The sequence below is a fragment of the Antarcticimicrobium sp. genome (assembly GCF_029212575.1).
GTDB lineage: Bacteria > Pseudomonadota > Alphaproteobacteria > Rhodobacterales > Rhodobacteraceae > Antarcticimicrobium.
Genome location: NZ_JARGPK010000081.1, coordinates 1 through 26760 on the forward strand (window position 1 = coordinate 1; position 26760 = coordinate 26760).

Annotated in this window: 28 protein-coding genes; 14 read left to right on the forward strand and 14 right to left on the reverse strand. The window is 66.0% G+C overall.

Annotated elements, in window-relative coordinates; all coding sequences use genetic code 11:
- Nucleotides 1-246: penicillin acylase family protein (locus tag P1U75_RS17305; RefSeq protein ID WP_300245434.1), on the forward strand; the 246-nt coding region annotated here is incomplete at its 5' end.
- Nucleotides 243-1442: a cation:proton antiporter gene (locus P1U75_RS17310; protein WP_300245436.1), complete on the forward strand. Its 1200-nt coding sequence runs from the start codon at nt 243-245 to the stop codon at nt 1440-1442. The genes P1U75_RS17305 and P1U75_RS17310, both read left to right, overlap by 4 nt.
- On the opposite strand, the gene hflX is transcribed toward P1U75_RS17310, so the two are convergent.
- The 4 genes from hflX to trkA form a co-directional block, all read right to left on the reverse strand.
- Complete coding sequence (hflX, locus tag P1U75_RS17315) at nt 1439-2710, reverse strand: GTPase HflX (protein WP_300245439.1); 1272 nt, start codon at nt 2708-2710, stop codon at nt 1439-1441. The two genes, P1U75_RS17310 and hflX, sit on opposite strands and share 4 nt — an antisense overlap.
- The gene (gene hfq / locus P1U75_RS17320) at nt 2710-2949 is read right to left on the reverse strand and encodes an RNA chaperone Hfq (protein ID WP_008204623.1); all 240 of its coding nucleotides are present in this window, start codon (nt 2947-2949) and stop codon (nt 2710-2712) included. The genes hflX and hfq overlap by 1 nt, the downstream gene beginning before the upstream one ends.
- A 134-nt stretch (nt 2950-3083) precedes the next feature.
- Nucleotides 3084-4616, reverse strand: a complete 1533-nt coding sequence (locus P1U75_RS17325; protein ID WP_300245442.1) for a potassium transporter TrkG — start codon at nt 4614-4616, stop codon at nt 3084-3086.
- A gap of 2 nt (nt 4617-4618) precedes the next feature.
- Nucleotides 4619-5995 carry a Trk system potassium transporter TrkA gene (gene trkA, locus P1U75_RS17330; protein ID WP_300245444.1) on the reverse strand — a complete coding sequence of 459 codons (1377 nt, stop codon included), beginning with the start codon at nt 5993-5995 and terminating at the stop codon, nt 4619-4621.
- 98 nt (nt 5996-6093) lie between these two features.
- Here trkA and P1U75_RS17335 point away from each other — a divergent pair, with 98 nt between their 5' ends.
- Both P1U75_RS17335 and P1U75_RS20635 read left to right on the forward strand, forming a co-directional pair.
- Entirely contained in the window at nt 6094-6420 is a 327-nt protein-coding gene (locus tag P1U75_RS17335; protein WP_366915063.1) for a hypothetical protein, read from the forward strand.
- Entirely contained in the window at nt 6401-6559 is a 159-nt protein-coding gene (locus P1U75_RS20635) for a hypothetical protein (protein WP_366915064.1), read from the forward strand. The genes P1U75_RS17335 and P1U75_RS20635 overlap by 20 nt, the downstream gene beginning before the upstream one ends.
- 16 nt (nt 6560-6575) lie before the next feature.
- Here P1U75_RS20635 and P1U75_RS17340 read toward each other — a convergent pair whose 3' ends face one another.
- The 5 genes from P1U75_RS17340 to dusB form a co-directional block, all read right to left on the reverse strand.
- A complete protein-coding gene (locus tag P1U75_RS17340) occupies nt 6576-7979 on the reverse strand; it encodes a sigma-54 dependent transcriptional regulator (protein WP_300245446.1) in 1404 nt (467 codons plus the stop codon).
- Nucleotides 7976-10264, reverse strand: a complete 2289-nt coding sequence (locus P1U75_RS17345) for a PAS domain-containing sensor histidine kinase (RefSeq protein WP_366915066.1) — start codon at nt 10262-10264, stop codon at nt 7976-7978. Before P1U75_RS17345 ends, P1U75_RS17340 begins: the two co-directional genes overlap by 4 nt.
- 110 nt (nt 10265-10374) lie before the next feature.
- Complete coding sequence (locus P1U75_RS17350) at nt 10375-11745, reverse strand: sigma-54 dependent transcriptional regulator (RefSeq protein ID WP_300245449.1); 1371 nt, start codon at nt 11743-11745, stop codon at nt 10375-10377.
- Nucleotides 11745-12827, reverse strand: a complete 1083-nt coding sequence (locus P1U75_RS17355; protein ID WP_300245452.1) for an ATP-binding protein — start codon at nt 12825-12827, stop codon at nt 11745-11747. Before P1U75_RS17355 ends, P1U75_RS17350 begins: the two co-directional genes overlap by 1 nt.
- Nucleotides 12824-13774, reverse strand: a complete 951-nt coding sequence (dusB, locus tag P1U75_RS17360; RefSeq protein ID WP_300245626.1) for a tRNA dihydrouridine synthase DusB — start codon at nt 13772-13774, stop codon at nt 12824-12826. Before dusB ends, P1U75_RS17355 begins: the two co-directional genes overlap by 4 nt.
- A 250-nt stretch (nt 13775-14024) precedes the next feature.
- Between dusB and P1U75_RS17365 the strand changes: the two genes are divergently transcribed.
- The 4 genes from P1U75_RS17365 (at nt 14025) to P1U75_RS17380 (ending at nt 17463) form a co-directional block, all read left to right on the forward strand.
- Entirely contained in the window at nt 14025-15164 is a 1140-nt protein-coding gene (locus P1U75_RS17365; protein WP_300245454.1) for a bifunctional 2-C-methyl-D-erythritol 4-phosphate cytidylyltransferase/2-C-methyl-D-erythritol 2,4-cyclodiphosphate synthase, read from the forward strand.
- A 3-nt stretch (nt 15165-15167) separates the two neighbouring features.
- Nucleotides 15168-15653, forward strand: a complete 486-nt coding sequence (locus P1U75_RS17370) for a phosphatidylglycerophosphatase A (protein WP_300245457.1) — start codon at nt 15168-15170, stop codon at nt 15651-15653.
- A complete protein-coding gene (locus tag P1U75_RS17375; protein ID WP_300245459.1) occupies nt 15650-16117 on the forward strand; it encodes a CinA family protein in 468 nt (155 codons plus the stop codon). The genes P1U75_RS17370 and P1U75_RS17375 overlap by 4 nt, the downstream gene beginning before the upstream one ends.
- A 164-nt stretch (nt 16118-16281) precedes the next feature.
- Nucleotides 16282-17463, forward strand: a complete 1182-nt coding sequence (locus tag P1U75_RS17380; RefSeq protein WP_300245462.1) for an ammonium transporter — start codon at nt 16282-16284, stop codon at nt 17461-17463.
- Between the two features lie 63 nt (nt 17464-17526).
- Here P1U75_RS17380 and P1U75_RS17385 read toward each other — a convergent pair whose 3' ends face one another.
- A complete protein-coding gene (locus P1U75_RS17385) occupies nt 17527-17973 on the reverse strand; it encodes a type II toxin-antitoxin system RatA family toxin (RefSeq protein WP_300245464.1) in 447 nt (148 codons plus the stop codon).
- Nucleotides 17974-18046: 73 nt separating this feature from the next.
- Here P1U75_RS17385 and hpt point away from each other — a divergent pair, with 73 nt between their 5' ends.
- The 4 genes from hpt to P1U75_RS17405 all read left to right on the forward strand — a co-directional run bounded on the left by hpt (nt 18047) and on the right by P1U75_RS17405 (nt 20204).
- Nucleotides 18047-18586 (forward strand): hypoxanthine phosphoribosyltransferase, encoded by a 540-nt coding sequence (hpt, locus tag P1U75_RS17390; RefSeq protein ID WP_300245467.1) that lies wholly within the window; start codon nt 18047-18049, stop codon nt 18584-18586.
- Nucleotides 18583-18768, forward strand: a complete 186-nt coding sequence (locus P1U75_RS17395; RefSeq protein ID WP_300245469.1) for a hypothetical protein — start codon at nt 18583-18585, stop codon at nt 18766-18768. Before hpt ends, P1U75_RS17395 begins: the two co-directional genes overlap by 4 nt.
- 104 nt (nt 18769-18872) lie before the next feature.
- Nucleotides 18873-19328 carry a cytochrome c gene (locus P1U75_RS17400; protein WP_300245470.1) on the forward strand — a complete coding sequence of 152 codons (456 nt, stop codon included), beginning with the start codon at nt 18873-18875 and terminating at the stop codon, nt 19326-19328.
- A gap of 3 nt (nt 19329-19331) precedes the next feature.
- Nucleotides 19332-20204 (forward strand): cytochrome c, encoded by an 873-nt coding sequence (locus tag P1U75_RS17405; protein ID WP_300245472.1) that lies wholly within the window; start codon nt 19332-19334, stop codon nt 20202-20204.
- Nucleotides 20205-20337: 133 nt separating this feature from the next.
- Here P1U75_RS17405 and lipA read toward each other — a convergent pair whose 3' ends face one another.
- Complete coding sequence (gene lipA, locus P1U75_RS17410; protein ID WP_300245629.1) at nt 20338-21288, reverse strand: lipoyl synthase; 951 nt, start codon at nt 21286-21288, stop codon at nt 20338-20340.
- A gap of 234 nt (nt 21289-21522) precedes the next feature.
- On the opposite strand from lipA, the gene P1U75_RS17415 reads away from it, so the two are divergent.
- A complete protein-coding gene (locus P1U75_RS17415; RefSeq protein ID WP_300245474.1) occupies nt 21523-22068 on the forward strand; it encodes a peroxiredoxin in 546 nt (181 codons plus the stop codon).
- On the opposite strand, the gene P1U75_RS17420 is transcribed toward P1U75_RS17415, so the two are convergent.
- Both P1U75_RS17420 and P1U75_RS17425 read right to left on the reverse strand, forming a co-directional pair.
- The gene (locus P1U75_RS17420; RefSeq protein WP_300245476.1) at nt 22035-23039 is read right to left on the reverse strand and encodes a hydrogen peroxide-inducible genes activator; all 1005 of its coding nucleotides are present in this window, start codon (nt 23037-23039) and stop codon (nt 22035-22037) included. The genes P1U75_RS17415 and P1U75_RS17420 overlap by 34 nt on opposite strands.
- 326 nt (nt 23040-23365) lie before the next feature.
- The gene (locus tag P1U75_RS17425; RefSeq protein WP_300245479.1) at nt 23366-24487 is read right to left on the reverse strand and encodes a DUF6456 domain-containing protein; all 1122 of its coding nucleotides are present in this window, start codon (nt 24485-24487) and stop codon (nt 23366-23368) included.
- Nucleotides 24488-24723: 236 nt separating this feature from the next.
- On the opposite strand from P1U75_RS17425, the gene P1U75_RS17430 reads away from it, so the two are divergent.
- A complete protein-coding gene (locus tag P1U75_RS17430; RefSeq protein WP_300245481.1) occupies nt 24724-25047 on the forward strand; it encodes a DUF6477 family protein in 324 nt (107 codons plus the stop codon).
- On the opposite strand, the gene P1U75_RS17435 is transcribed toward P1U75_RS17430, so the two are convergent.
- Nucleotides 25040-26584, reverse strand: a complete 1545-nt coding sequence (locus tag P1U75_RS17435; protein ID WP_300245484.1) for a trimethylamine methyltransferase family protein — start codon at nt 26582-26584, stop codon at nt 25040-25042. The two genes, P1U75_RS17430 and P1U75_RS17435, sit on opposite strands and share 8 nt — an antisense overlap.
- Nucleotides 26585-26760 lie beyond the last annotated feature (176 nt).

Sequence of the window (26760 nt, forward strand, 5' to 3'; positions counted from 1 at the left end):
ACCTCGGGCGAAGATCCCGCACCCTTTCTGAACGTGCATGGCGCGGGCTTTCGTGGGGTCTATGATCTGGCCGATCCCGACAGTTCGGTGTTCATCATCTCGACCGGCCAGTCGGGCCATTTCCTGTCGCGCCACTACGACGACCTGGCCCAGTTGTGGCGGCGGGGCGAATACATTCCGATGTCGCTGGATACCGAGCTGGCCCGCGCCGCCTCGGTCGGGGTCACGCGGCTGATCCCGCAATGACGCTGAGCGCGCCCGAGGGATTGCCGGCTGCGCTGATCTCGCTCGGTTTCCTGTTCCTGGCCGGGCTGGCCGCCGATGCCCTGGGGCATCGGACACGGCTGCCGCGGGTCACGCTTCTGCTCGGATGCGGACTGCTGGTGGGTCCGGCCGGGTTCGACCAGATGCCCACGATCCTGACCGGGATGTACCCGGTGATCTCGATTATCGCGCTCAGCATGGTGGCCTTTCTGCTGGGCGGGGAACTGTCGCTGAAAACCCTGCGCGCGCACGGGCGGGCAATCGTCCTGATCTCGCTCGCCATCGTGCTGGTGACCCTGCCGCTGGTGGCGGCGGGTCTCTGGCTGGTCGGGGTGCCACTGGCGGCGGCGCTGGTGCTGGGCGCGCTGGCCACGGCCACCGACCCGGCCGCCACCTATGACGTGATCGCGCAAACCGGGGTGCAGAACCGTTTCACCCATACGCTCAAGGGGATCGTCGCCATCGACGATGCCTGGGGCCTGATCGTGTTCAGCCTTATCATCGTGCTGGCCCGCGCGCTGGACGGGGGCGGGCTGTCCTTCGAAGTGCTTCAGATGTCGCTGCGCGAAGTTGCCGGGTCCGTCCTTCTGGGGCTTGCGGTCGGGGCGCCGGCCGCCCTGCTGACCGGGCGGCTGTCGAAGGGCGAGCCGCTGCGGATCGAGGCGCTGGGGCTGGTCTTTGTCACCGCGGGCCTCGCGATCTGGCTCGAGCTGTCCTATCTCATCGCGGGGATGACGGCGGGCGCGGTGATCGTCAACCTGGCGCGCCACCACACCCGCGCCTTTCACGAGATCGAACACCTGCAATGGCCGTTCATGATCATGTTCTTCATCCTTGCCGGGGCCTCGCTGGACGCGGATGCGCTGTGGCTGATCGGCCCCGCCGGGCTGGTCTATGCGGTGTTCCGGATCGTCGCGCGTTTGCTGGGCGGATGGATCGGCGCATCGCTTGCCGGGGAACCGGCAAAGGACCGCAGATGGTACGGCCCCGCGCTCTTGCCGCAGGCGGGCGTCGCCATCGGCATGGCGCTGATCGCGGCAGAGGTGTTTCCCGGCTACGGCGCCAGAATCATGGCGATGGCGGTGGGCACGACCATCGTTTTCGAGTTGATCGGACCGCTGGCCGCGGCGGTGACACTCAGCCGGGTCGCAAGGAAAACAGACCTCGAGAAAGGTTAAAGCGCGCCGTATTGCGCCTCCTGCCGGGCGGTCCAGTAGACCGTGAGGTCGAAGCCGTCCTCGGTCTGCTCCTCCTCCTGCACCACATCCTGCGCAAAGAGCCAGGCGCGTTTGCGCCCGTCGGAGAAGGCCAGGTGCAGCTGGGTTTCATGGCGAACGCCCTGCAGGATTCCCGCGATCGCGGCCAGCAGCGGCGCCATCCCCTGGCCGGTCTGGGCCGAGAGGGCAAAGGTCGTGTCGCTGCGCGCCGCGCGGGCCTGTACCGCCTCGAATTCCGCCGGGGCGAGCTGGTCGATCTTGTTCCAGACCTCCAGCCGCGGCCTTGCATCGGTGACGCCGAGCGAGGTCAGGATCGCCTCAATGTCCCGCGCCTGTTCCTCGGTGCCGGCGTGGCTGATGTCGCGCACATGCACGATCAGGTCGGCGGCCAGAACCTCTTCCAGCGTGGCGCGGAAGGCGGCGACCAGTTCGGTCGGCAGGTCCGAGATGAAGCCCACCGTGTCCGACAGGATCACCTCCGGCCCGTCGGGCAGTTGCACCCGCCGCATGGTGGGATCGAGGGTGGCGAACAGCATGTCCTTGGCCATCACCTCGGCCCCGGTCAGCCGGTTGAACAGGGTCGATTTGCCGGCGTTGGTATAACCGACCAGCGCCACGATCGGATAGGGCACCTTGGCGCGCGCCTTGCGGTGCAGTTCGCGCGTCTTCACCACCTTGTCGAGCTGCCGGCGCAGCCGCACCAGCTGATCATCGATGGCGCGGCGGTCCGCCTCGATCTGGGTCTCGCCGGGGCCGCCGACGAAGCCGAGCCCGCCGCGCTGGCGTTCCAGGTGGGTCCAGGCCCGCACCAGCCGGGTGCGCTGGTAAGAGAGCGCCGCCATCTCGACCTGCAGCACGCCCTCACGGGTGCGGGCGCGGTCGCTGAAGATCTCCAGGATCAGCCCGGTCCGGTCGAGGATCTTGACGCCCCAGGCCTTTTCCAGGTTGCGCTGCTGCACCGGGGTCACCGGCCCGTCGATCAGGACAAGTTCGATTTCGGCGGCCTCGAACCTGGCGCGCAGTTCCTCGATCTTGCCGGAGCCGAACAGGTGGCCGGGCTGCGCCCGCGGCAGGCGCACGATATCGGCTCCCGCCACATCGAGCCCCGGCAAGGCATCCGCAAGCGCGACGGCCTCTTTCAGCGCCGGCGCGGGATCGCGGCGATCAGAATCGGATTTGATGTCCGGATGAAGCACCCAGGCGCGGGTGTCTTCCTTGTCATGGTCCATCAAGAAGCGTCTTCGCCCTCATAAAGGCTGATCGGCTGGGCCGGCATGATGGTCGAAATCGCATGCTTGTAGACCAGTTGCGATTGGCCATCACGGCGCAGCAACACGCAAAAATTGTCAAACCAGGTGATGACGCCCTGCAATTTGACGCCGTTGATCAGAAAAATCGTGACCGGAACCTTGGTTTTTCTGACGTGGTTCAGGAACGCGTCCTGCAGGTTCTGTCTGTCCGAAGCCATTTTTTTAAATTCTCGCCCTTGTTCTTGCAACGCGATGCGGACCAACGCGCCCCTCGGGGGTCGAGTATGGAGTGAGGTTGAGGGAGTTTCCAGCCGAAAAAGCAATCTCTCCGCACGGGTTTTCCGCGAATCGTCTAATTCCGCCATAAATCCGGTGTGATCAGCGCAATGATCGCCAGGGTTTCCAGCCGTCCCAGCACCATCGTTGCGCAGAGCACCCCCTTGGCCCAACCGCCAAGCTCGGCCAGCCGGATCGGCGTGTCGGCGGCCACGTCGATCAGTGGCCCGGTTGTTGACAGCGCGGCAATGCTCAGAACGATGGCCTGGTCGAAACTCAGCCCCAGCGCGGAAAGAACGATGCAGATCAGAGTCAGCGACAGGGCGAACATCATGAAGAAGACCCAGGCGATAAAGGCGCCGTTTTTCTGGATTCGCCGGTTGTAACGGCCCTCACTGCTGACCGAACTGGGATGGACCAGCCGCTCCATCTCGCGCAGGCCGTTGAGGTAAAGGGCATAGACCCGGAGCAGCTTGACCCCCCCGGCGGTGGTTGCAACGCCCCCGCCGATCACCGACAGCCCCAGCAGGATCAACCCCGGCGTGGTCAGCCCGGACCATTGACCGGCCTCGTCCCAGTAAACGCTTTCGAACCCGGTCGTGGTGAGAAAGGACATCACCGTGAACACGGCCCCCCACAGGGCCTCGACCGCCAGCAGCGGGTCGCTCTGGCTGCTGACGTCCAGCGCCGCCAGCCAATGCCGCAGGAAGAGCAGCGCGGGGATGCCCAGAATCACCAGAAGTCCGGTCCGGAACTCCGGGTCGGTGGCGAGGTTGGCCCGCCTGACCGTGGCGGTGTCCGAGGAGAAGGTGAGCCGCGACAGGGCAAAGAACATGAACAGGAACAGGATCGCCTCGCCCCAGATGCCGCCATGGGCGCCGGCCATGCCGCCGACGGGCGATATCCCGGAGGTCGCCATCACCGACATCGCGTGACAGAGTGCGGTCAGCGAGGATTCTCCGGCGATCAGCAGCATGACCCAGACCACCCCGGTCAGCCCGGCATAGACCGGCGTCAGGGTGACGGTGATCCGGACCAGCCTGCGGCGCGGGTCCGCCCCGTCCAGCGCGTTGGACGAAGCCACCGCGCGGCCCGGCTGGCCCCGGGCCGTGACCTCGAATCCCCCCAGCGACAGCGGTGCGAGGATCGCCGAGGCCGCAATCCACATCACCAGCCCGCCCATCCAGCCGACCTGCGCCCGCCACAGGTGCAGCGCGCCGTCAAGCCGCGAGGGATCGTCGAACAGGTTGGCGCCGGTGGTGGTGATCGCGCTGACCATATCGAAATAGGCATTGAGGAAGGTGGTGGTCTGCAACGCCTCGTAGAACGGCAGCGCGAGGAACACCGGCAGAAGCGCGAAGGTGGCCAGCAGCACGAGAAGCTGACCCAGGCTACCGTGGCGCGATCTTCGGCGACCGAGCGCCAGCGCGATCATCGTCACCCCCACGAGACCGAGCAGCCCGGCAAAGAAGAACGTCTGAGAGACCTGGTGATTCTTGCGGATCTCGGCATGGATCGCCGGCAGCCACATCGACAGCGAGGCGATGCCCCAGATCATCAAAAACAGCGGCAGCCGCATCGCGAGGCCGGGTTGGGTGTGCCGTGCCATGATCAGAAGAAATCGATCGAGACCTGCAGCAGACGCTCGACCTCTGGCACATCCTTGGCCATGGCAAAGATCGCCACCACGTCGCCCTCCTCGATCCGCAGCCCGCCGGAAGGGCGCAGGATCTTGTCGCCCTTGCCCACCGCACCGATCAGCACGCCCTCGGGAAAGTCGATGTCACGCAGCTTCTGTCCGGCCATGGGAGAGGTCGACAGAACCTCGGCCTCGATCATCTCGGCCTCGGCATCGCCGATGGAATAGACCTGGCGCACCCGGCCGTGACGAATGTGGCGCAGGATCGAACTCACCGTGGTGGCGCGCGGGTTGATATAGGCGTCGATGCCCAGAGGGCCCATCAACGGCACCAGCGTGGGATCGTTGATCAGAGCAATGGCCAGCGGGCAGCCTTCGGCCTTGGCGCGCACCGCCGAGAGCATGTTGGTCTTGTCGTCGTCGGTGATCGCCAGCATCGCATCGGCGCGTTCGATCCCGGCCTCTTTCAACAGACCCGCGTCCAAACCGTCGCCATTCAGGACAATGGTGCGCTCCAGCGCCTCGGCGGCGCGTTCGGCCTGGGCGCGGTTGCGTTCGATCACCTTTACCCTTGTACGCGTCTTGCGTTGTTCCAGCGCGCGCGCGACCTCCAGCCCCACGTTGCCGCCGCCGACGATGACAACGCGCTCCTGGCTTTTCTGGATCTTGCCGAACACCTCGAGCGTCCGGTTCACGTCATCGGCATGGACGAAAACGTAACAGTTGTCGCCGCTGAAAAGCTGGTCGTCCGGCTCCGGCGCGAACAGGGTGCCCTCGCGCCGCACCGCCACGACGATCGCGCGCAGGGTCGAGAACAGATCGGTCAGCTGCCGCAACGGCGTGTTCACGATCGGGCAGGTCTCGTCCACCGTGACGCCAAGCAGTTGAGCGCGCCCGTCCATGAAGGTTTCGGTGTCGAAGGCCGCGGGTGCCGACAGGCGCTGCATCGCGGCTGCCGCGACCTCGCGCTCGGGGCTGATCACCACGTCGATGGGCATGTGATCGCGTCGGTAAAGATCGGAATAGATCGCGGTCAGATAGGATTGCGCCCTGAGCCGCGCGATCTTGCGCTGGATCGCAAAGACCGAATGCGCCACCTGGCAGGTGACCATGTTGACCTCGTCGGAATAGGTGGCTGCGATCAGCATGTCGGCATCCCGCGCCCCGGCGCGCTCCAGCACGTCGGGATAGCTGGCGAACCCGGCGATGCCCTGAACATCCAGCGTATCGGTGGCCCGGCGGACCAGGTCGGGGTTGTTGTCCACGACCGTCACGTCGTTGTGCTCCCCCGAAAGGTGGCGGGCGATCTGCCAACCCACCTGCCCCGCACCGCAAATGATGACCTTCATCGCCTATGCTTCCCTGCCGACAGGGGTTTTGAATGACAGATGCCCCCGGAACGGTCAATTCAATTGTACCGCCCTCCGCTCTGCGGCATTCTGAAGCCATGAAACCGCTCGCCGCCCAGCTCCTTGCCGCTCTGTTTCTGGCCGGTTGCGCGCCGCTGTCGCTCTATTACCGGCCCGGGGTTTCGGTGACGCGGATGCAGGCCGATACCACCCGCTGCGAGGTGCGCGCGCTGCGCCAGGCGCCGGTAGCGACCCAGATCCGGCAGTCGCCGCCCAGCTTTGTGCCGGCGCGGCGCATCTGCAACGGGCAGGGCGAATGCTGGGTGCGGCCCGGGCATTGGATCGAAGGGCCGATCTATACGGTCGATGCGAATGAGGGGCTGCGCGCGCGCGACGCAGCTCTGCATGGGCGAGAAGGGCTATGATCCCGTCACGCTGCCGCTCTGCCCGGCCGAGGTGCGGCGGGCGGTGCCGCCGGGGGTGACCACGGTGCTTCCGCAGCTGACCGAGATGGCCTGCGTGATCCGCAACGACGACGGCAGCTGGCAGATCGTCACGCGCTGAAAGGGCCGTCCGCCCCCTATTCCGCCGCCTCGTCGAGCCGGGCCACCCTTGCGCCGGATTTCTGCGATGTGACCACGCCCAGCGACTTCAGCTTGCGGTGCAGCGCGCTGCGCTCCATGCCGACGAAACTGGCGGTGCGGCTGATATTGCCGCCGAAGCGGTTGATCTGGGTCAGCAGGTATTCGCGCTCGAAGGCTTCTCGCGCCTCGCGCAGCGGCAGCGTCGCCAGCGCGCCGGACAGCACGACACGGCCATCGTCAGCGCTCTTGTCCTCGTCGCCGGGCAATTCCCGCGCCTCGATCGGCCCGGTCCCCTCGCCCAGGATCAGCACCCGTTCGATCAGGTTCTTGAGCTGGCGCACGTTGCCGGGCCAGACCATGGTCTGCATCAGCGCGATCGCTTCCTCGCTCAGCTCGCGGTAGGGCAGCCCCTGGCCGGTGTGGCAGCTCTCGATGAAATGGGTCGCCAGAACCGGAATATCCTCGCGGCGTTCCTCCAGCGAAGGCACGGCGATCGGCACCACGTTGAGCCGGTGGAACAGCTCCTGCCGGAAGCGGCCCTCGTCGATCTCCTGTTCCAGATCCCGGTTGGTGCTGGAGATGACCCGCAGATCGACGCGCACCTTGTCGGTGCCGCCAACCCGCTGGAACTGCTGGTCGACCAGTACCCGCAGGATCTTGGATTGTGTTCCCGAAGGCATGTCGGCCACTTCGTCGAAGAAGATCACGCCGCCGTGGGCCTCTTCCAGCAGGCCGGGTTCGACCCCGCGTTCGCTGGTCTCGCGGCCGAACAACACCTCTTCCATCCGCTCCGGTGCGATCGAGGCGCAGTTGATGCTGACGAAGGGGGCATTCGCCCGGTTCGAGTTGGCATGGATGTAGCGCGCGGCGATCTCCTTGCCGGATCCGGCCGGCCCGCTCAGCATCACCCGCCCGTTCGACTTGGTCACCTTGTCGAGCTGGCCCTGCAGCGCCCGGAAAGACGCGCTTTGACCGATCATCTCGGCGCTGGTCACCTCGCGCCGCTTCAGGGTGCTGTTCTCACGCCGCAGGCGCGAGGTTTCCATCGCCCGGCGGATCACCACCATCAACTGGTCGATGTTGAACGGCTTCTCGATGAAGTCATAGGCGCCCTGCTTGATCGCCGCGACCGCGATCTCGATATTGCCATGCCCGGAAATGATCACCACCGGAATGTCCGGGTTGTCGCGCTTGACGGTCTTGAGGATGTCGATGCCGTCCATCCGGCTGTCCTTGAGCCAGATGTCGAGGATCAGAAGCGCCGGCTCCTCGGCGTTGATCGCCGCCATGCATTCGTCGGAATTTCCGGCCCGCCGGGTGGCGAACCCCTCGTCCTCCAGGATGTCCGAAATCAGTTCGCGGATGTCGCGTTCGTCGTCAACGATCAGAATATCACTCATGTCATACCTGCTATAAATGTCTTTTTCCTCTTTGGCGGGCGCGTCGGGGCGGTTCCATCGGCGGCCACCGCCGCCGGAAGGCGGATCACGGCCATGGCTCCGAAATGGCCCTGCCCGTCGAAGACCGGCGCATCCTGCAAGCTCAGGGTGCCGCCATGTTCCTCGATGATCTTCTTGACGATGGGCAGGCCCAGACCGGTGCCCTCGTCGCGGGTGGTCACGTAAGGTTCGAACAGCCGCGCCCGATCCTCCGGCAGCCCGATCCCGTTGTCGGCGATGGTGATCTCGCAGCCCCCCTGCGTCGGCGTCATGCGCACCCGGATCTCCGGCGCGAACCCCTCCGGCGCCCCGCGTTTTTTCAGGCTCTCGATCGCCTCGCCGGCGTTCTTGATCAGGTTGGTCAGGGCCTGCGACAGCATGGTCGCGTCCACCTCTGACATCACCGGCGCCTCGGGCAGATCGGCCTTCAGCGCGACGCCGGGCTGCCCGGTCTGCTGCAACAGCACCGCGTCCGAGACAATGCGCACAAGGTCCTCGCTGTGGCGATCCGGCTCCGGCATCCGCGCGAACTTGGAGAACTCATCGACGATGCGGCGCAGGTCGTTGGTCTGGCGCACGATCACGTCGGTCATCGATTCCAGCTGGTCGCTGTCCTCTTCGCCCAGGCGCGGAGCGAACTTGCGCTTGATCCGCTCGGCGCTGAGTTGGATCGGCGTCAGCGGGTTCTTGATCTCATGCGCGATGCGCCGCGCAACGTCGCCCCAGGCCGCGAGACGCTGGGCGCTGACAAGGTCGGTCACGTCGTCGAAGGCGACGACATAGCCCTCCAGCCCACCGTCCTCCGCGGTCCGGGTCGCCATGCGCACCAGCAGATGCTCCAGCCGGCCCTGCCGCGTCACCTTGACCTCGCCCTGGGCAACGCCTGTGGCCGAGACCTTCACGCTGTCGAACAGCGGCCCGAACTCCGGTACAGCCACCTCCAGCGCCAGTGCGGTTTCGCTGCCGGTCCAGCCCAACAGCCGTTCGGCGGAGCGGTTGACAAAGGTTACCCGCCCCTCCGGATCGAACCCGACGACGCCCGAGGTCACCGAACTGAGCACCGAGTCGAACAGCCGGCGCCGTGCCTCGATCTGGCGGGTGTTGTCCAGCAGCGCCTGGCGCTGCCCGTTCAACTGGCGGGTCATCTGGTTGAAATAACGGCCCAGCATGGCGATCTCGTCGTCGCCCTCCTCCTCGAGCACCTGAACGTCAAGATCGCCGGTCCCCACCTGTTGCGCCGCGGTCGTCAGCCGCCCCACCGGGCGCGACAGCCGTTCGGCGAACCACAGGCCCAGCCAGACCGCCGCCAGAATCAGGATCACCGCGAAACCGACATAGAGCAGTCCGAATTCGAACAGCACCCGGCCCCGCTCGCTCTCGAGTTGCTGGTAAAGGACGACGGTTTCCTTGGTGTCGTCGAGAAGGTTCAGGATCCCGCCATCGACATCCCGACTGACATAGAGGAACCGGTCGACAAAGGCATTGAGCCGCACCAGCGCCCGAAACTCGTTGTTGTCCCAGTCCTGGATGATCACCAGCCCGGTGTCATCCGCCTCGGCAATCTGCTCTTCGGTGGGCTGGTCGAAATCGAACAGGTAGGAACGCTCGCCGCGGGCCCGGATTTCCCCGGTGCCGTCGATGACATAGGCCTCGCGCAGCCCGCGCTGGATCTGGCTTTGGCCCTGCGCCAGCATCTGCCGCAACTCGGCATCGTTGAGAAAGAAGACCATCTTGCGACTGCTGTCGAGGAACCGCGCCAATGCGCGGGCGTCCTCGGACAAGCCGTCGCGATGCTCGGTCTCATAGGCCTCGGCGGCGGCCAGAGAATTGCCCACAACCTCGCGCACCCGGTCGGAAAACCAGCCTTCGAGTCCGATGTTCACTGTCAGCCCGGCAAAGACCGCGACGATCACCGTCGGCACCATCGCCAGAAAGGTGAAAACCCCGATCAGCCGCAGGTGCAGGCGGGATCCTACCGATTTCGCCCGCCGCGCCGCGATCAGGCGGCCAAGCTGACCCAGAACCAGGGCGGCAACCACCAGAACATAGACGAGATCGGCCAACAGGATGACCCGCAGCCCCGGCGCAGACGCGCCGAGATCGAACGGCCCCAGCACCATGAAGGTAGCCACGGCGAGCAGCGGTCCCAGCATCACCAGCCCGAGCGTGCCGATGTTGCGGGCGCGCCGTGTGCGCCGCCACCTGTTTACTGCGGGAAACAGCCCGTATTGTGACCGGCTCGTCACCTGCCGTCCTCATCAATGTGTGCCGCTTACGCGGCAGACCGCCAAATGTCGTGGTCTATTCCGGTCCCAAATCAGGACTGACACCGGACCGCCACGGTTCTGTGGCCTTTTTACATCAACTTGCGGCGGCGTGTCACCTCTATATCGAGGTCGGTGATCTTCTTGCGCAGGGTATTTCGGTTTATTCCCAGCAATTCAGCGCATTTTGCCTGGTTTCCTCCGGTCGCTTCCAGCGCGATCTCGATCAGCGGCAGCTCCACCTCGCGCAGGATTCGCGCGTAAAGACCGGGCGGCGGCAGCATGTCGCCATGCAGGTCGAAATAGCGTTGCAGGTGGCGGGCGACCGAGGCGGAGAGCTTTTCCGACCCGCCGTTGTCGAGCACCGGCTCCATCTCGGGCTGGCGGCCCAGCACCGCCTCGACCTCCGAGCGGCTGATCTCTTCGGCGCGCCCGGTCAGAACCAGCCGGCGCAGGGCGTTTTCAAGCTGGCGCACGTTGCCGGGCCAGGAATAGGCGCGCACCAGTGCCTCGGCCTCTTCGCCGAGATTCCGTTTCGGCGCGCCTTCGCGCTCAAACCGTGCAAGGAAGTGATCGGCCAGCAGAGGGATGTCATCGACCCGTTCGCGCAGCGCCGGCACGTGGATGTTGGTGCCGCTCAGCCGGTAATAGAGATCCTGGCGCAGCCTCCCCTCTTCCATTTCCTTGGTGGCATTGCCCTGGCTGGTGGCCATGAAGCGCGGAACGTGATCGCCCGGCGCATCCATCATGCGCACGATGCGCGCCTGAACCTCTTCGTCGAGATCGCCGATCTCGTCGATCAGGAGGGTGCCGCCCTTGACCCGCGCCAGAACCCGCGCCGGCCCCTCCAGTTCCTGCAGGTCGGCGCCCGAGACCGTCACGAAGGGCAGCGTGCGCCGATCCGAGAAATCGTGGATCGCCCGCGCGATCAGTGATTTTCCGGTGCCGCTCTCGCCGGTGATCAATACCGGAAGATCGGTGTTCATCACCCGCGCCACCAGCCGATACAGCGCCTGCATCGCCGGCGTGCGCCCGACCAGCGGCAGATCGTCGGGGCGCTCGGCCTCGTCGGGCCGCTCGGGGCCGGTCGAGGCGCGGCGCTTTTGTTCCAGCGCGCGGGCGGTCCGCTTCATCAGGTCGGGCAGATCGAAGGGTTTCGGAAGGTAGTCATAGGCCTCGGCCTCGGCGGCCTGGATCGCCGTCATGATGGTATTCTGCGCCGAGATCACGATCACCGGCAGGCCGGGCCGGTCCTGGGCGATCTTTGGCAGCATCTCGAGCCCGTTGCCGTCGGGCATGACCACGTCGGAAATCACCACGTCGCCCTTGCCCTCGCCGACCCAGCGCATCAGCGTGGTCAGCGAGCTGGTCGCATGCACCTTGCACCCGGCACGCGTCAGCGCCTGGGTCAGGACCGTGCGGATCGTGCGGTCGTCATCCGCGACCAGAACCGTGCCATCCATCAACCGTTCTCCTTGTTTTCTTGCTCGCGCGGCACCCGGGCCAGCGACAGGCGAAATACCGTGCGTCCGGGCACCGAGGTGACCGAGATCCATCCGCCGTGGTCCGAGACGATCTTGCTGACCAGCGCCAGCCCGAGCCCGGTGCCATTCTCGCGCCCGGACACGAAGGGGTCGAAGATATCGCCCCGGATGTCCTCGGGCAGGCCCGGACCGTCGTCGATGATCTCGATCTGCAGCGGCAGCGACCGGCCGGAGCCATCGCTGCGCCGCAGCCGGAAGGAATGTTCGAAATAGGTGTGCAGCCGGATCGTCCCGCCCCTTGTATCGGCCGCCTCGGAGGCGTTCTTGAGCAGGTTCAGCACCACCTGAAGCAACTGATCCGGATCACCCCAGGCCAGCGGCAGCGAGGGATCGTAATCCTCGATGATCTTCATATGCGCGCCGAATCCCAGCAACGCCGAGCGCCGCGCGCGGTCCAGCACGTCATGCACGTTCACCGGCTTCATGTCCGGCGGGCTGAGGTTGCCGAATTGCTCGACCTGCTCCAGCAGCTTCACGATCCGGCGGCTCTCGGCCACGATCAGATCGGTCAGTTCCAGATCCTCCTGGGAAAGGTTCATGCTCAGCAATTGCGCCGCCCCGGTGATTCCCGCCAACGGATTCTTGATCTCATGCGCCAGCATCTCGGCCATGCCGATGGCCGATTGCGCCGCCGATTTCACCGAATGGCTCTGGGTCATGCGCCCGGCCAGTTCGCGCGGCGAGATCATCATGATCATCTGACCCGGAAACCCGGAGAGCGGTGCGATCTGCAGCGCACATTGCAATGGCGCGCGGTTGCCGGTGCCGACGTCGATATCGTTGACGAACAGCGGCGTGCCCTTCTCCCTCGCGCGGGAAAATGCCTCTTCGATCGGCGCGTCGATGGCGATCTGGTCCCAGACCGGCGTGCCGATCACCGATTTGCTCGAGGCGTTGAAAAACCCCTCGGCGGCGGCGTTGACGTCGAGGATACGGTCGCCCTCGTCGATCAGGATGGCGGGCACCGGCAGCGAGGCCCAGATCGTCTGGTCCCGGGTCATGCCGCCACCTGCGCGTTCGCGGATGTTTCAGCCAGGGCCTCGGGCAGCAGATGCAGCACCGCGCCCGGATCGCGCGCGGTCAGCACCGCGCGGCGCAACGCAGGCCCGGTTCCGACCCGGTCCATGTACCAACCCAGATGTTTGCGCGCCACGCGCAGGCCCAGATCGCCGCCGTAGAATCCCAGCATCGCCTGGTAGTGCCCCGCGACCATGTCTGCCAGCGCATCCCCGCGCGGAACCTCGGGCGCCGGTGCGCCCCAGAGCGCATGAGCAATCTCGGCCAGCAGCCAGGGCCGGCCCTGAGTGCCGCGCCCCACCATCACCCCGTCGGCGCCGGACAGCGCCAGCGCGCGGCGTGCATCGCCGGGGCCGCAAATGTCACCATTGGCCAGAACGGGGATCTCAACCGCCTGTTTCACCTCGGAAATCGCGGCCCAGTCGGCCCGCCCCTTGTAGAACTGGCAGCGGGTGCGGCCGTGGATGGTGATCATCGCCACCCCCGCCGCCTCGGCCCGCCGCGCCAGCTCGGGCGCGTTGCGCATCTCGTCGTCCCAGCCGAGCCGGGTCTTCAGCGTCACCGGCACCTCGACAGCACCCACCACCGCCTCGATAAGGCCAAGCGCGTGGTCGAGATCCTTCATCAGCGCCGAGCCGCTGGCCCCTGCCCCGCTGGCGCTGGTCACCTTCCTGGCCGGACATCCCATGTTGATGTCGATCTGCGCCGCGCCCCGGTCGGCGACCTGGCGCGCGGCCTCGGCCATCCAGTGCGCCTCGCGCCCGGCCAGTTGCACGGCGGTATTATCCACATCCATGCCCAGCTCGGCCCGTTCGCGCACGCCGGGCTTGGCCTGAACCATCTCCTGGCTGGCGACCATCTCGCTCACCACCAGCCCGGCACCGAACCGCCGGACCAGGTCGCGAAACGGCCGGTCGGTGATTCCGGCCATCGGGGCCAGGGCCACCGGGGGCGAAAGAGCCTGTATCTTAGGGTGAATGGTCAAACGCCTAATCCTTGTGCAGTTGCCGTCAATTTATGGAATGCCCGCCGGGTTAACAATCAAACCGGCGGGCCCAAAGCCCAACAAACCACCACTTGCCCAATTATTGGGCACTTTCCTTCGGGGAATTGCCTCACCCCGCATCACCGCATAAACAGAACCGCGCGCCCAACCGGGCGCCGGAAGTCGGAGCGAGCTCATGAGCACAGCTGCCATACTGGTTGCGGCCGGGCGCGGTCAACGGGCCGGCGGCGGCACGCCCAAGCAGTGGCGGCCCCTCGCCGGTCGGCGGGTCGCGGACTGGTCGCTGTCGGCCTTCCGCGACGCGCCCGGGATCGGCCCCGTCGTTCTGGTCCTCTCACCCGACGACGCGGCGGCCTGGGCGGAGTTTTCCGCCGTTCCGCGTCTGACCCTCGCCACCGGGGGCGCCGACCGGGCGGCATCGGTGCGAAACGGGCTGGCGGCGCTGGAGGGCAGCGGCGCGACCCGCGTGCTGATCCATGACATCGCCCGCCCCTGCGTCTCGCAAGAGCTGATCGCCGCCGTGATCGCCGCACTGGATGATGCCCCCGCCGCCGCGCCGGGGCTCGCGGTGACCGATGCGCTCTGGACCGGGGCAGAGGGCGCGGTGACCGGCACCCGGGATCGCAGCGGCCTGTTCGCGGCGCAGACGCCGCAGGGGTTTCACCTCGATGCGATCCGCGCCGCCCATGCGGCGCACCCGGGGGGCGCCGCAGATGACGTGGAGGTCGCCCGCGCCGCCGGTCTGAGGGTTGCCATCGTGCCGGGTGAGGCCGACAACCTGAAAATCACACGTCCCGGGGACTTCGCCCGGGCCGAACGCATATTGAGGCAGGACATGGATGTAAGACTGGGCAACGGGTACGATGTGCACCGGTTCGGGCCGGGCGATCACGTCATGCTCTGCGGTGTGCGGGTGCCGCACGACCGGGGGCTTCAGGGCCATTCGGATGCCGATGTGGGAATGCACGCGATTACCGACGCGATATACGGCGCCCTGGCGCAGGGCGACATCGGGCGGCATTTCCCGCCCTCGGATCCCCAGTGGAAGGGCGCAGACAGCGCCATTTTCCTGCGCCACGCGGGAGAATTGGCGCGGCAAATGGGCTTTCAGATATCGAACATCGACTGCACACTGATCTGCGAAAATCCCAAGATCGGCCCCCATGCGGAGGAGATGGCCCAAGTGCTCTCGCAGATTCTCGACATTGCTGCCGACCGGGTGTCTGTCAAGGCCACCACGTCGGAGCGGCTGGGCTTTACCGGTCGGGGCGAAGGCATCGCGGCGCTGGCCACCGCCGCGCTGATCGGAGGGTAAGACATGCTGCGTGCGATCAACACTTTCGGATTCGTCGGGCTGATGCGCCCGGCGCCGGGCACCTGGGGCTCGCTCGTCGCGGTTCTGCTGGGCTGGGGCATCGAGCATTGGCTGGGCTTCGTCCCGCTTGTCGCAGCTTTCGTCGCGGTGACCGCGCTCGGGTTCTACACCGTCGGCGCCGAGTTGCGCGACCGCCCGGGCGAGGACCCCTCGGAGATCGTGATCGACGAGGTGGCGGGCCAGTGGCTCGCGCTGATCTTTCCCGCGCTGGGGTTCTGGATGCGCGATGCGGCGATGGTCTGGCCCGGCGCGGTCGCGGCCTTTTTGCTGTTCCGGCTGTTCGACATCTGGAAACCCTGGCTGGTGGGGCGCGCCGACCGGCGCCACGATGCCGCAGGCGTCATGCTGGACGATCTCTGGGCCGGTGTCTTTGCCGGGGTCTGCACGGTTATCCTCGCCGGGCTCTATCACGGGGTGATGCTGCGATGACGGTTGCCGCGCTGCTCGAGGCCGCCCGCGCGGCCGGGGTGAGGATCGCCACCGCCGAAAGCTGTACCGGCGGCATGGTCGCCGCCGCGCTGACCGATGTGGCCGGCTCCTCCGACGTGGTGGACCGGGGGTTCGTGACCTATTCCAACGGGGCAAAGCGCGACATGCTGGGGGTGCGGGAAGAAACGCTTACCGCCCATGGCGCGGTCTCCGAACAGGTGGCGCGCGAGATGGCCGAGGGTGCGCTGGCGCATTCCGCCGCCGATCTGGCCGTCTCGATCACCGGCATCGCCGGCCCGGGCGGGTCGGAGCACAAGCCCGAGGGGCGGGTCTGTTTCGGGCTGGCGATGATCGGGCACGAGACCCATGTCGAAACCATCGAATTCGGCGCGCGGGGCCGGGCCAAGGTGCGCCGGGCCGCGCGGGATCACGCGCTGGCGATGCTGACCGGCGCACTTTCTTAACGCGCACGTTTTTTGATCATCATGCGCAAAAAGGCGCCCTGAATTCAGGCGGTATTGAAAAAGCGTACGATTCAGGCGGCATATTCCCCGTTTGCCTCTTTTTTCCCCGCCCCCGATCCGCTTGGTCGCACCCCAACGCTTAGGCACGAGGGGGAGAATAGCCAATGAACGGCGCCGATACCGCATGGATCATCGTGGCAACCGCGCTGGTCCTGTTCATGACACTACCGGGGCTTGCGCTGTTCTACGGCGGGCTGGTGCGGGCGCGAAACGTGCTGAGCGTCTTCATGCATTGCTATGCGATCGCCTGTTTGATGAGCGTTCTGTGGCTGATCGCGGGCTATTCCATCGCCTTTGGCGACGGCCTGTCCGGAGTCTGGGGCGGGCTGGGGAAAGCCTTTCTCGCCGGCATCACCGCCGAGAGCCTCACTGGCACCCTGCCCGAGGTGCTGTTCTTTGCCTTCCAGATGACCTTTGCCATCATCACCCCGGCGCTGATCGTCGGCGCCTATGTAGAGCGGATCGGGTTCGGATTCGTGTTGCTGTTTTCGGGCCTGTGGATGCTGCTGTGCTATGCGCCGGTGGTGCACTGGATCTGGGGCGGCGGGATGCTGTCCGATGGCGGCATCTTCGGCGCCGTGGGGGTCAGGGATTTCGCCGGCGGCATCGTGGTGCATGAGACCGCCGGCCTGGCAGCGCTGATCGTCGCCGTCTTTCTCGGGCCGCGCCGCAACCGCACTACCCCGCCGCACAACCCCGGTTTCGTGATGATCGGGGCCGCGATGCTCTGGGTCGGATGGTTCGGGTTCAACGGCGGCTCGCAACTGGCGGCCGACGGCGGCGCCGCGATGGCGCTGACCGTGACGCATATCTCGGCCGCCACCGCCTCGCTCTCCTGGGCGCTGTGGGAGCGGATCAAGTTCGGCAAGGCCTCGCTGGTCGGCACCGTCACCGGCACCATCGCCGGGCTGGCCTCGATCACGCCGGCCAGCGGATTTGTCGGTCCGGTCGAGGCGCTGATCATCGGCGCGGTCGCGGGCGTGCTGTGCCAGGAGATGGTCGTCCTGATCCGCGAGAGGCTGCGCATCGACGACACGCTGGACGTCTTCGCCGTCCACGGCGTCGGCGGCATTTTCGGCACGGTGATGATCGCCGCATTCGGCGCCGGCAGTTGGGCGGCGCAACTGGGCGGGCTGGTCGTGGTCGGCGTGTTCACCGCCCTGGTGACCGTTGCGCTGGTCAAGCTGGTGGCGCTGGTGACGCCGCTGCGGGTGGATGCCGAGACCGAGACCAACGGCCTTGACCTGAGCGCGCATGGTGAGCGGGCCTATGAGATGACGTCCTAGGGCCTGACGCGACCGGCGGGCAAGCAAACGGGCCCTCGGGCCCGTTTTCGTGTCTGCGCCGGATCAGCCGTACAGCGCCTTGGCCCGCGCCTCGAAGGCGCGCACGATGCGCTGCATCGCCTCGTTGAACACCACGCCGATGAGTTTCTGCAAAACCGCGTTCTTGAACTCGAAGTCGACGAAGAACCTCACCTCGCACCCCTCGCCGCTGTCGGCAAACTGCCATTGCGACCGCATGTAGCGGAACGGGCCATCAAGATACTCGGTGTCGATCCGCCCCTCCTCCGGCCAGAGCGTGACCCGGCTGCCGAAGCGTTCCCGGAACACCTTGAAGGAGATCACAAGATCCGCCTCCATCAGTTCTGCGCCGTTGGCGATGGGCCTGCGCGAGCGGATACGCGCCGCAGCGGTCCAGGGCAGGAACTCCGGGTAGCGGGCCACATCGGCGACCAGATCGTACATTTCACGGGCCGAATAGGGCAATTGGCGGGTTTCGGAGTGGGTGGGCATCCTGACGCGGTGTTTCCTGGGTGACAGTGGCGCCCCGTTTCGTATGCTTGGCCGCGAAGTTCAAGGGGAAGCCATGCCAAAGCGTCCATATGTCATCGACGAGTTGATCTCGGCCAAGACCATCGCCGCCCGGATCGAGGAGTTGAGCCGCGACATCACCGCGGAATTCCACGGCACGGACAAACTTGTCGTGGTGGGGCTGCTGCGCGGGTCCTTCGTGTTCATTGCCGACCTCGTACGCGAGCTGGACCTGCCCATCGAGGTGGATTTCATCGAGGCCTCCTCTTACGGCGATTCGACCGAGAGCAGCCGCGAGGTGCGCATCCTGAAGGATCTGCGCTCGGCCATCGAGGGGATGGATGTGCTGGTGGTTGAGGATATCGTCGATACCGGGTTTACCCTGAGCCATGTCATCAAGCTGCTGAAAAGCCGCAAGCCCGCGCGGCTGAGGACCATCGCGCTGCTCGACAAGCCGTCGCGGCGCGAGGCGCCCGTGCAGGCCGACTGGATCGGATTCGAGATCCCGGACGAATTCGTGGTCGGCTATGGCATCGATTTCGCACAGCGCAACCGCAACCTGCCGTTCATCGGCAAGGTGCGGTTCACGCCGTGAATTTCTTCTGGCTTCTTCGGATGCGGCGGTGGGTGCAGCACCCGCCGTCCTGGGGCCGGGTGAAACTCGTGCTGGCCGTTGTGGCAATCTGCCTTGCGCTCTATGCCATCGAACGCTGGATCGGCTGGCCCGACGCGTTGAACCTTCAGCCCGGCGGCCCGAGGATGCGTCCGCTGCACTGAGCGAGGAGGGCTTCACGCGGATGTGATGTTTTTTCCGTCTCTTCGTGGCAGAATCCGTGCAGGATGGGGCGGGCAAAGCCATCAACCCAGTGATGAGGATCATTATGAAGAAGACTGTTTTCACCCTCGCCGCCGTTGCGGCCGTGATCGGCACCGTTGCCGTCGCGCAGGATTATTCGGCAAATCTCAAGGCTCGGCAGGGTCAGTTCCGCATTCTGGCGCTGAACATCGGCATTCTGGGCGGCATGGCGCAGGGCAAGATCGCCTATGACGCCGAGGCTGCGCAGCGCGCCGCCGATTCGATGGTCGCGGTTACCCATATCGACCCCGGCCCGCTCTGGCCGGAAGGGTCCGACAACATGAGCATCGACGGCACCCGCGCGATGCCCTCGATCTGGGACGAGAACGCCGATTTCCTTGCCAAGTGGGGCGCGCTCGGCGAGGCTGCGGCCGGCATGCAGCAGGTCGCGGCCACCGGGCAAGAGGCGCTTGGCCCGGCGATGGGCAAGCTCGGCGGCGCCTGCAAGGCCTGCCACGACAAGCACCGCGCGCCCGAATAGACGATGCGCGCCCTACGCTGGCTGATCCTCGTCGCGGTGCTGGGCGCCGCGGCGGGGTGGTGGATGACGCGGGCCCGCCCCCTGCCCGGCGATGCGCTGGCGGCTCTGGAGGGCGATGCGGTACGCGGCGAGGCGGTGTTCCTCGCCGGTGGCTGCGCCTCCTGCCACGCCGCACCGGAGACGACGGACAAGCGGCGGCTCTCCGGCGGGCAGCGGTTCGCCTCGGATTTCGGCACTTTCGTCGCGCCCAACATCTCGCCCGACCCGGTGCAGGGGATCGGCAGCTGGACCGGCGCGCAATTCGCCAGCGCCCTGCGGCGCGGCGTGTCGCCGGAGGGGCGGCATTACTACCCGGCGTTTCCTTATACCGCCTATGCCAGAATGCGCGATCAGGATGTCGTCGACCTCTGGGCGTTCTGGCAGACGCTGCCGGCCAGCGATGCGGAAAGCCAGCCGCACGAGGTGGGCTTTCCGTTCTCGGTCCGGCGCGGTGTGGGTTTGTGGAAGCTGCTCTATCTCAACGATGGCTGGGTGATGCAAGGCGACCTTGATCCGACACTTGAGCGCGGCCGCTACCTGGTCGAGGCGCTGGCCCATTGCGGTGAATGCCACACGCCGCGCGGACCTCTGGGCGGGCTCGATACCGCGCGCTGGCTGCAGGGCGCGCCGAACCCCTCGGGCAAGGGCAAGATCCCGGCACTAACCCCGGACAGGTTGACCTGGGACGCGGGCGAGATCGCCTATTACCTGGAAACCGGGTTCACCCCCGATTACGACAGCGCCGGCGGTCACATGGTGGCGGTGGTGGAGAACTTCGGCCAGTTGACGGCCCAAGATCGCGCGGCGGTGGCAGCCTATGTGAAGGCGCTGCCTTAGAAGCCCCAGTCATGGCCCTGAAAGGGCGCGGAATTGTTCATCGCGCTTTTGGGCTGGAGATCCCCGCTTTCACGGGGATGACAGGTCGTGCGAAAGCGGGACAGGAGCGCAGGCAAGGCGGCGCTGACGGGCCTCAGCCCTGCGCCAGCTTGGCCTCACGCGCCGCCCTCAGCCGGGCGAAATCGTCGCCGGCGTGGTAGGACGACCGGGTGAGCGGCGTTGCCGAAACCATCAGGAACCCCTTGCCGAAGGCTGCCTTTTCGTAGGCGGCGAATTCCTCCGGCGTGACGAACCGGTCGACGGCATAGTGTTTCGGCGTCGGCTGCAGGTATTGCCCGATGGTCAGGAAATCGACATCCGCCGCGCGCATGTCGTCCATCACCTGGCGCACCTGCGGCGCATCCTCGCCCAGCCCGACCATGATGCCCGACTTGGTGAAGATCGAGGGATCAAGCTCTTTCACCCGTTGCAGCAGACGCAGCGAGTGGAAATAGCGCGCGCCGGGGCGCACCCCCGGGTAGAGGCCAGGCACGGTTTCCAGATTGTGATTGAACACGTCCGGCTTCGCCTCGACCACCACCTCCAGCACCTCGGGGGCGCATTTCAGGAAATCGGGCGTCAGGATCTCGATCGTGGTTGCCGGGCTGCGGTGCCGCACGGCACGGATGGTCTGGGCGAAATGATCCGCGCCGCCGTCCTCAAGGTCGTCGCGGTCGACGCTGGTGATCACCACGTGGTTCAGCCCCAGCTTTTCCACCGCGTGAGCGACGCGGCCCGGCTCAAACGCGTCCAGCGTGTCGGGCCGCCCGGTGGCGATGTTGCAGAAGGTGCAGCCGCGCGTGCAGATCTCGCCCATGATCATCATGGTGGCGTGGCCCTGGTTCCAGCATTCGCCCACATTGGGGCAGCCGGCCTCTTCGCAGACCGTCACCAGCCCGTTGTCGCGCATGATCTTGTGGGTGTCCGCATAGCCTTTGCCGCCCGGTGCCTTGACCCGGATCCAGGCCGGTTTCTTGGGTTGGGCATTATCGGGGCGATGCGCCTTTTCCGGGTGACGCTGCTCGGGGATCTTGAGATCACGCATGGAGGGGGCCTCGGTCATGTCTGGTTTGCGTCCCCTAGCATATAGATGACGCAGGGAAACCACCAGCGACGCATAGCCGCCATGACGCCGCGCCGGGTCTGGTCGCGAGAGTTCACAAATCGTGCGGTTCCTGGCCGCGGACCCATGAACGCTGCACTTGCAGCAATTCCCCGGTTGATGGCAATCTGGAATCGTTTTAATCCGGGCCCGAAACACCCTGCACAGGAGCCCGAGATGAAAGCCGGAATGAAACTGCCCGACGTGACCTTCCACACCCGTATCCGTGACGACTCCGTCGGCGGCCCGAACCCCTTTCGCTGGGAAGACAAGACCACCAAGGACTATTTCGCCGGCAAGCGCGTGATCCTGTTCTCGCTGCCCGGTGCCTTTACCCCGACATGCTCGACCTATCAGCTTCCCGGCTTTGAAAAGGGTTATGACGAGTTCCGGGATCTGGGCATCGACGAGATCTATTGCATGTCGGTCAACGACAGTTTCGTCATGAACAAGTGGGCCGAGGCGCAGGCGCTGGAGAACGTCAAGGTCATTCCCGATGGCTCGGGCGAGTTCACCCGCCGCATGGGCATGCTGGTGCGCAAGGACAACCTCGGGTTCGGGTTGCGCTCCTGGCGCTATGCCGCCGTGGTCAAGGATGGCGTGATCGAGGCCTGGTTCGAAGAGCCCGGCCTGGCCGACAACCACCCCGAGGACCCCTATGGCGTGTCCTCGCCGGAAACGGTCAGGGATTACCTGACCGAGGCCGCCAAGGCCGCCGCCTGATCCCCATTACCGGTTTCGACATCTTCGGGTCCGCCCTGTGCGGGCCCGTTCTGCTTTCGGTAGGCGGCGACCAGCCCCTCGCCCACGCCGCGGATCATCTCTCCCAGGGTGTCGAACCAATCTTCCGCCGGCGTGCTGTCGCGGCGCACAAGGCCGATGCGGCGCGCCGGTTCGGGCGAAGGGAACCGCCGCAGCGCCAGTTCCGGCGCCGCCGCCTGCTCCGCCGCTGCCGCCAGTTCCGGCATCAGCGTCAACCCGAATCCCGCCGCCACCAGTTGCGACAGGGTCGCCAGCGACGAGGCGCCCATGTTGATGCTGCCGCTGTTGCGGTCCATGCCGCAGACCTCCAGCGCCTGATCGGTGAGACAGTGACCGTCCTCGAGCAAAAGCAGTTGCGAGGGCTTCAGATCGGTGGGGCGTGGCGCCTGGCCGGTCGCGTCCATCCGGGCGAGACGCGCGCGCGATCCGGCCAGAAGAAATCGATCCTCGAACAGCGGCAGCTCGACCAGGCCGCGCATCCCTGTGGGCAGGGCCAGAATCACCGCGTCCAGCTCCCCCGCCCCGAGCGCGGAGAGCAGGCGTTCGGTCCGCGCCTCGCGCACCTGCACGGTCAGCGACAGATCGCCGGCCCGCAGGGTCTCGAGCACCCCCGGCAGCAGATAGGGGGCCAGCGTGGGGATCACCCCCAGCGACAGGGACCGCCCGCCGCCGTGATCGCGGGACAGCCGATCCAGCCGACCGGCGGCCGAAAGAACCTCATCAACATGGGCCAGAACCTGCCGACCCATCCCGGTCAGCACCACATCGCGCGCGCGCCGCTCGACCAGCACGCCACCCATCACCTCTTCCAGCGCGCGAATCTGGACCGAGAGTGCGGGCTGCGACACGTTGCAGACCTCGGCGGCGCGGCCGAAATTGCGTTGTTCGGTCAGCGCCTTGAAATAGGTGAGTTGCCGAAGGGTGAATTTCATAGACGAACATTATCACACCAGCGGTTTGTCGAAAATTCCCATTATGGCGCGACACCTGCGCGCAGGTCAGGGCCCCGTTGTTTCACCCCGGTCGCATCCATCATTGCGCTATCCCGTTCTCCGCCCGAAGGGCATCGGACATGATCGACTGAAATTCCCTCTGTCCCCAGCGGCAGCTGGAACGGCGTGAGGAATACGGTCGCGACCCGGTGTGCCAGACCAGCATCTGCTCGCTCGAGGCGACGATCGCCCAGTTCGCGGGCTGGCTGGCCGATCGCGGGATTGCCTTTGGCAAGGACGATGTGAAACCGCCGCGCTGACCCGCCTCAGCCGATCAGGGCATCGGTGCCGGCAGAACCGTCGTAAAAGGCCTCGAGTCGCTGCAATGCGATGCGCAGGACGATCTTTCCCGAGCGGGCCGACCATCCCAGCCGTTTCTCGGCCTGCTCCAGACCCTCCATGTAGCAACAGCACCGCAGCGCGACATCGCTGAGCCCGGGGCCCAGTTCGTCCAGCGCGCGGATCACCCGTTCGCGCGCGGCCCCGGGTCCGCGTATCGGCGAGGATTCGGCCTTGCCTCCGGGGCGAGGGCCGGTGAGGAACCTGTCCCAGTTCTGGGTGACCCGCGGGCCAACCTGGGCGAGTTCGAAATCCTCGCGCAACCGCTCGCCGGCGCGCACCAGCCCGGGGTCGAGAAACGGCTGCCCATCCCTGTCCTTGCGCCGCGCCAGCAAAAAGAGGGGGCTTTCGGCATGGCACCCGCGTCCGCCTGGCGCGTTGGCCTCGTTGCTTGCCGGCCCGCCCCGCTCGGACGCGGCGTAGGGCGCCTGCGCCTCGGCCATCCCGCTTTCGGACCGGGTCCGCGCCCGGTTTTCCTGCGCGGCCAGCATCCGTTGCAACGCACTGCGCCCGACCCCGGTGATCCGATACCGGCAGATCCGGCCCGGTGTGGCGCAGGCGATCCAGTCGTTCAACGCCATCGCTTGCGCCACGGCCACATCGACGACGGCGGTGCGCGTTCCCTCACCTTGGACATCGCCGCGCACGACCACCGCCTTTTCCATCTGCTCGGCGACGGCAAGCACCGATCCCGGTTCGCACAGCCGGCGCAGCACGGTCAACGCGTCTGTGTCAAAACTCTCACCCTCGGACGGTGTTTCTGGATCCTGTGTCCGGCGCATCGCGGATGTCTCCTTTGCTGGGGATTGCCCGGCGAGGGTCTCTACCGACCCGGAATAGACCCGGGCCAAGGTGGTCAGCGCCGCATCGACCAGCGGATCGTCCCGACGCGTTTCGATCCGGCGGATCTGACGCAGGACGGTCGAGGCATGACACCCCGCAGAGCGCGCCAGCGCCCGGATCGGCCGGCCCGCGACCGTATGGTCGAGATACCTTTGCGCGGGGATCGGAACCCAGTCCGGAACCAGCGGAAGTGGGGTATGCGTCATCTTATCGCCAGCGGGTCGTCTCAAGGGCAAATCGAGTTATCCGAAATTCGTCCCCAAGGTCGCCCACAAGGGTCGGTAACCTTGGTTACGCGGGGGTTAAGAAATCGCCTGGACGGAAAGCATTGTTTCTAAAAGATAAACAAAAGTGAAAGCTGCGCGCGATCACTGCAACCCCGCAACACCCTCTAAAGTTGTGCGAAACTCGTACCTTTCTCCCCAAACGGAAAGGAAACGCGATGCAAGATATCCACAGCCTGATCGCCCGACGTCGGCGCCCCCGGCTATTGGTGCGGGCGGCGCGGATCGGGGCCCGGGACTATCGCCGCGCGGCGCATCTGCCCCGGCTGCTTGGCTATGGCCGCCTGCCCGATCCGGCGCCGGCGCTGCTGCGTCTGATGGAGATCGAGGACGAGATCGAGGATCTGCGACACGCCCAGGATGCCGGATACTCGCTGGTCCGGCACCTGGACGTTCTGATCGCGCTGGTCGGCGAGGCCCACTTGCTGCGCGTGCCGTGCGACGCGCCGAAACTTTTCCCGGTTACATGCCCGGTTACATGAAGGCGTCGGGCATCGAGTTCTTCTTGTCGGCGACGTAGGCGTTCAACGCCTCGCTTATCGCCGGGTCGAGCGGTGGTTGCTGATAGACGTCGAGCAGATGCGCCACCCGGGCCGATGCCAGCGCCTGGGTGTCGCGTGCGCCTTGCTCCTCCCAGGTTTCGAACGGCTTGTAGTCCAGCAGATCGGTGCGCCAGAAAGCGGTTTTGAAATTGGCCTGGGTATGCGCGCAACCAAGGTAGTGGCCGCCCGGCCCCACCTCGCGCAGCGCGTCCATCGCCTGGGAGTCCGCATCGATCGCGATCCCGGCGGCGAGTTTGTGCAGAACGCCAAGCTGATCGGCGTCCATCACGAATTTCTCGAACGAGGAGACCAGCCCGCCTTCGAGCCAGCCGCAGGCGTGCAGCATGAAGTTGACCCCGCCCAGCAGCGCCGCGTTCAGGGTATGCGCGGTCTCGTAGGCGGCTTGCGCATCGGGCAGTTTCGAGGCGCAAAGCCCGCCGCCAGACCGGAACGGTAGCCCCAGCCGCCGCGCCAACTGGCCGGCGCCATAGAGGATCTGGCTGGCTTCCGGGGTGCCAAAGGTCGGCGCGCCGCTGTTCATGTCGATCGAGGTAACGAAGGCGCCGAACACCACCGGCGCACCGGGGCGGACCAGCTGGCTGTAGGCGATACCGGCCAGGACCTCGGCCAGGACCTGGGTCAGAGTGCCCGCAACCGAGACCGGCGCCATCGCACCTCCGACGATGAAGGGCGAGATCACGCAGGCCTGGTTGTTGCGGGCATAGACCTCCAGCGCGCCCATCATCACGTCGTCGAAAGTCATCGGAGAGTTGATGTTGATGAGCGAGGTCATCACCGTGTTCTCCTGCACGAAGTCCTTGCCGAACAGGATCTCGCACATCTCGACGCTGTCCTGCGCCCGGCTCGGATCGGTGACCGACCCCATGAACGGCTTGTCGCTCAGCGTCATATGCGCCAGCAGCATGTCCAGATGCCGCTTGTTGACCGGAATGTCCGTGGGTTCGCATACCGTGCCGCCGGAATGGTGCAACCATTTCGACATGTAGCCCAGCTTCACGAACTTGCGGAAATCCTCCATCGTGGCATAGCGACGGCCGCCGGCGACATCGCGCACGAAAGGCGGGCCGTAGACCGGGGCGCAGACCAGCGTCTTGCCGCCGATCTCCACCGACTTTTCCGGGTTGCGGGCGTGTTGGGTGTAGCGTGACGGTGCGGTCGCGCACAGCTTGCGCGCCAACCCGCGCGGGATGCGCACCCTCTCGCCTTCGATCTCGGCACCGGCTGCGCGCCAAAGTTCCAGCGCGCCGGGATTGTTGACGAAATTCACCCCAATCTCTTCGAGCACCGTTTCGGCGTTGGCTTCGATGATCTCGAGCGCCTCTTCGGTGAGGATCTCGTAGTTCGGGATGTTGCGCTCGATGAACTTCGCCGTCTCGATCCGCACCGCTGTCCGCTCTGCCCGCCGGGCGGCGCCACCGCCACCCCGCGCCCTGCGCCGTGCAACTGCCTCTGACATGTCTTCATCCCCCGACCAGCCGGATTGTTCTGACCCGTTTGATAGCGCAGCCGCATCCGCTGCCCCGCAAAGATAACGGCGCATCCGGGGGAAAAGCGACATCCCGGACACCACACAAAACATATGAATCACCATATATCTAAAAAATCCTATGCGAAACGCCTGAAGGCTGCATA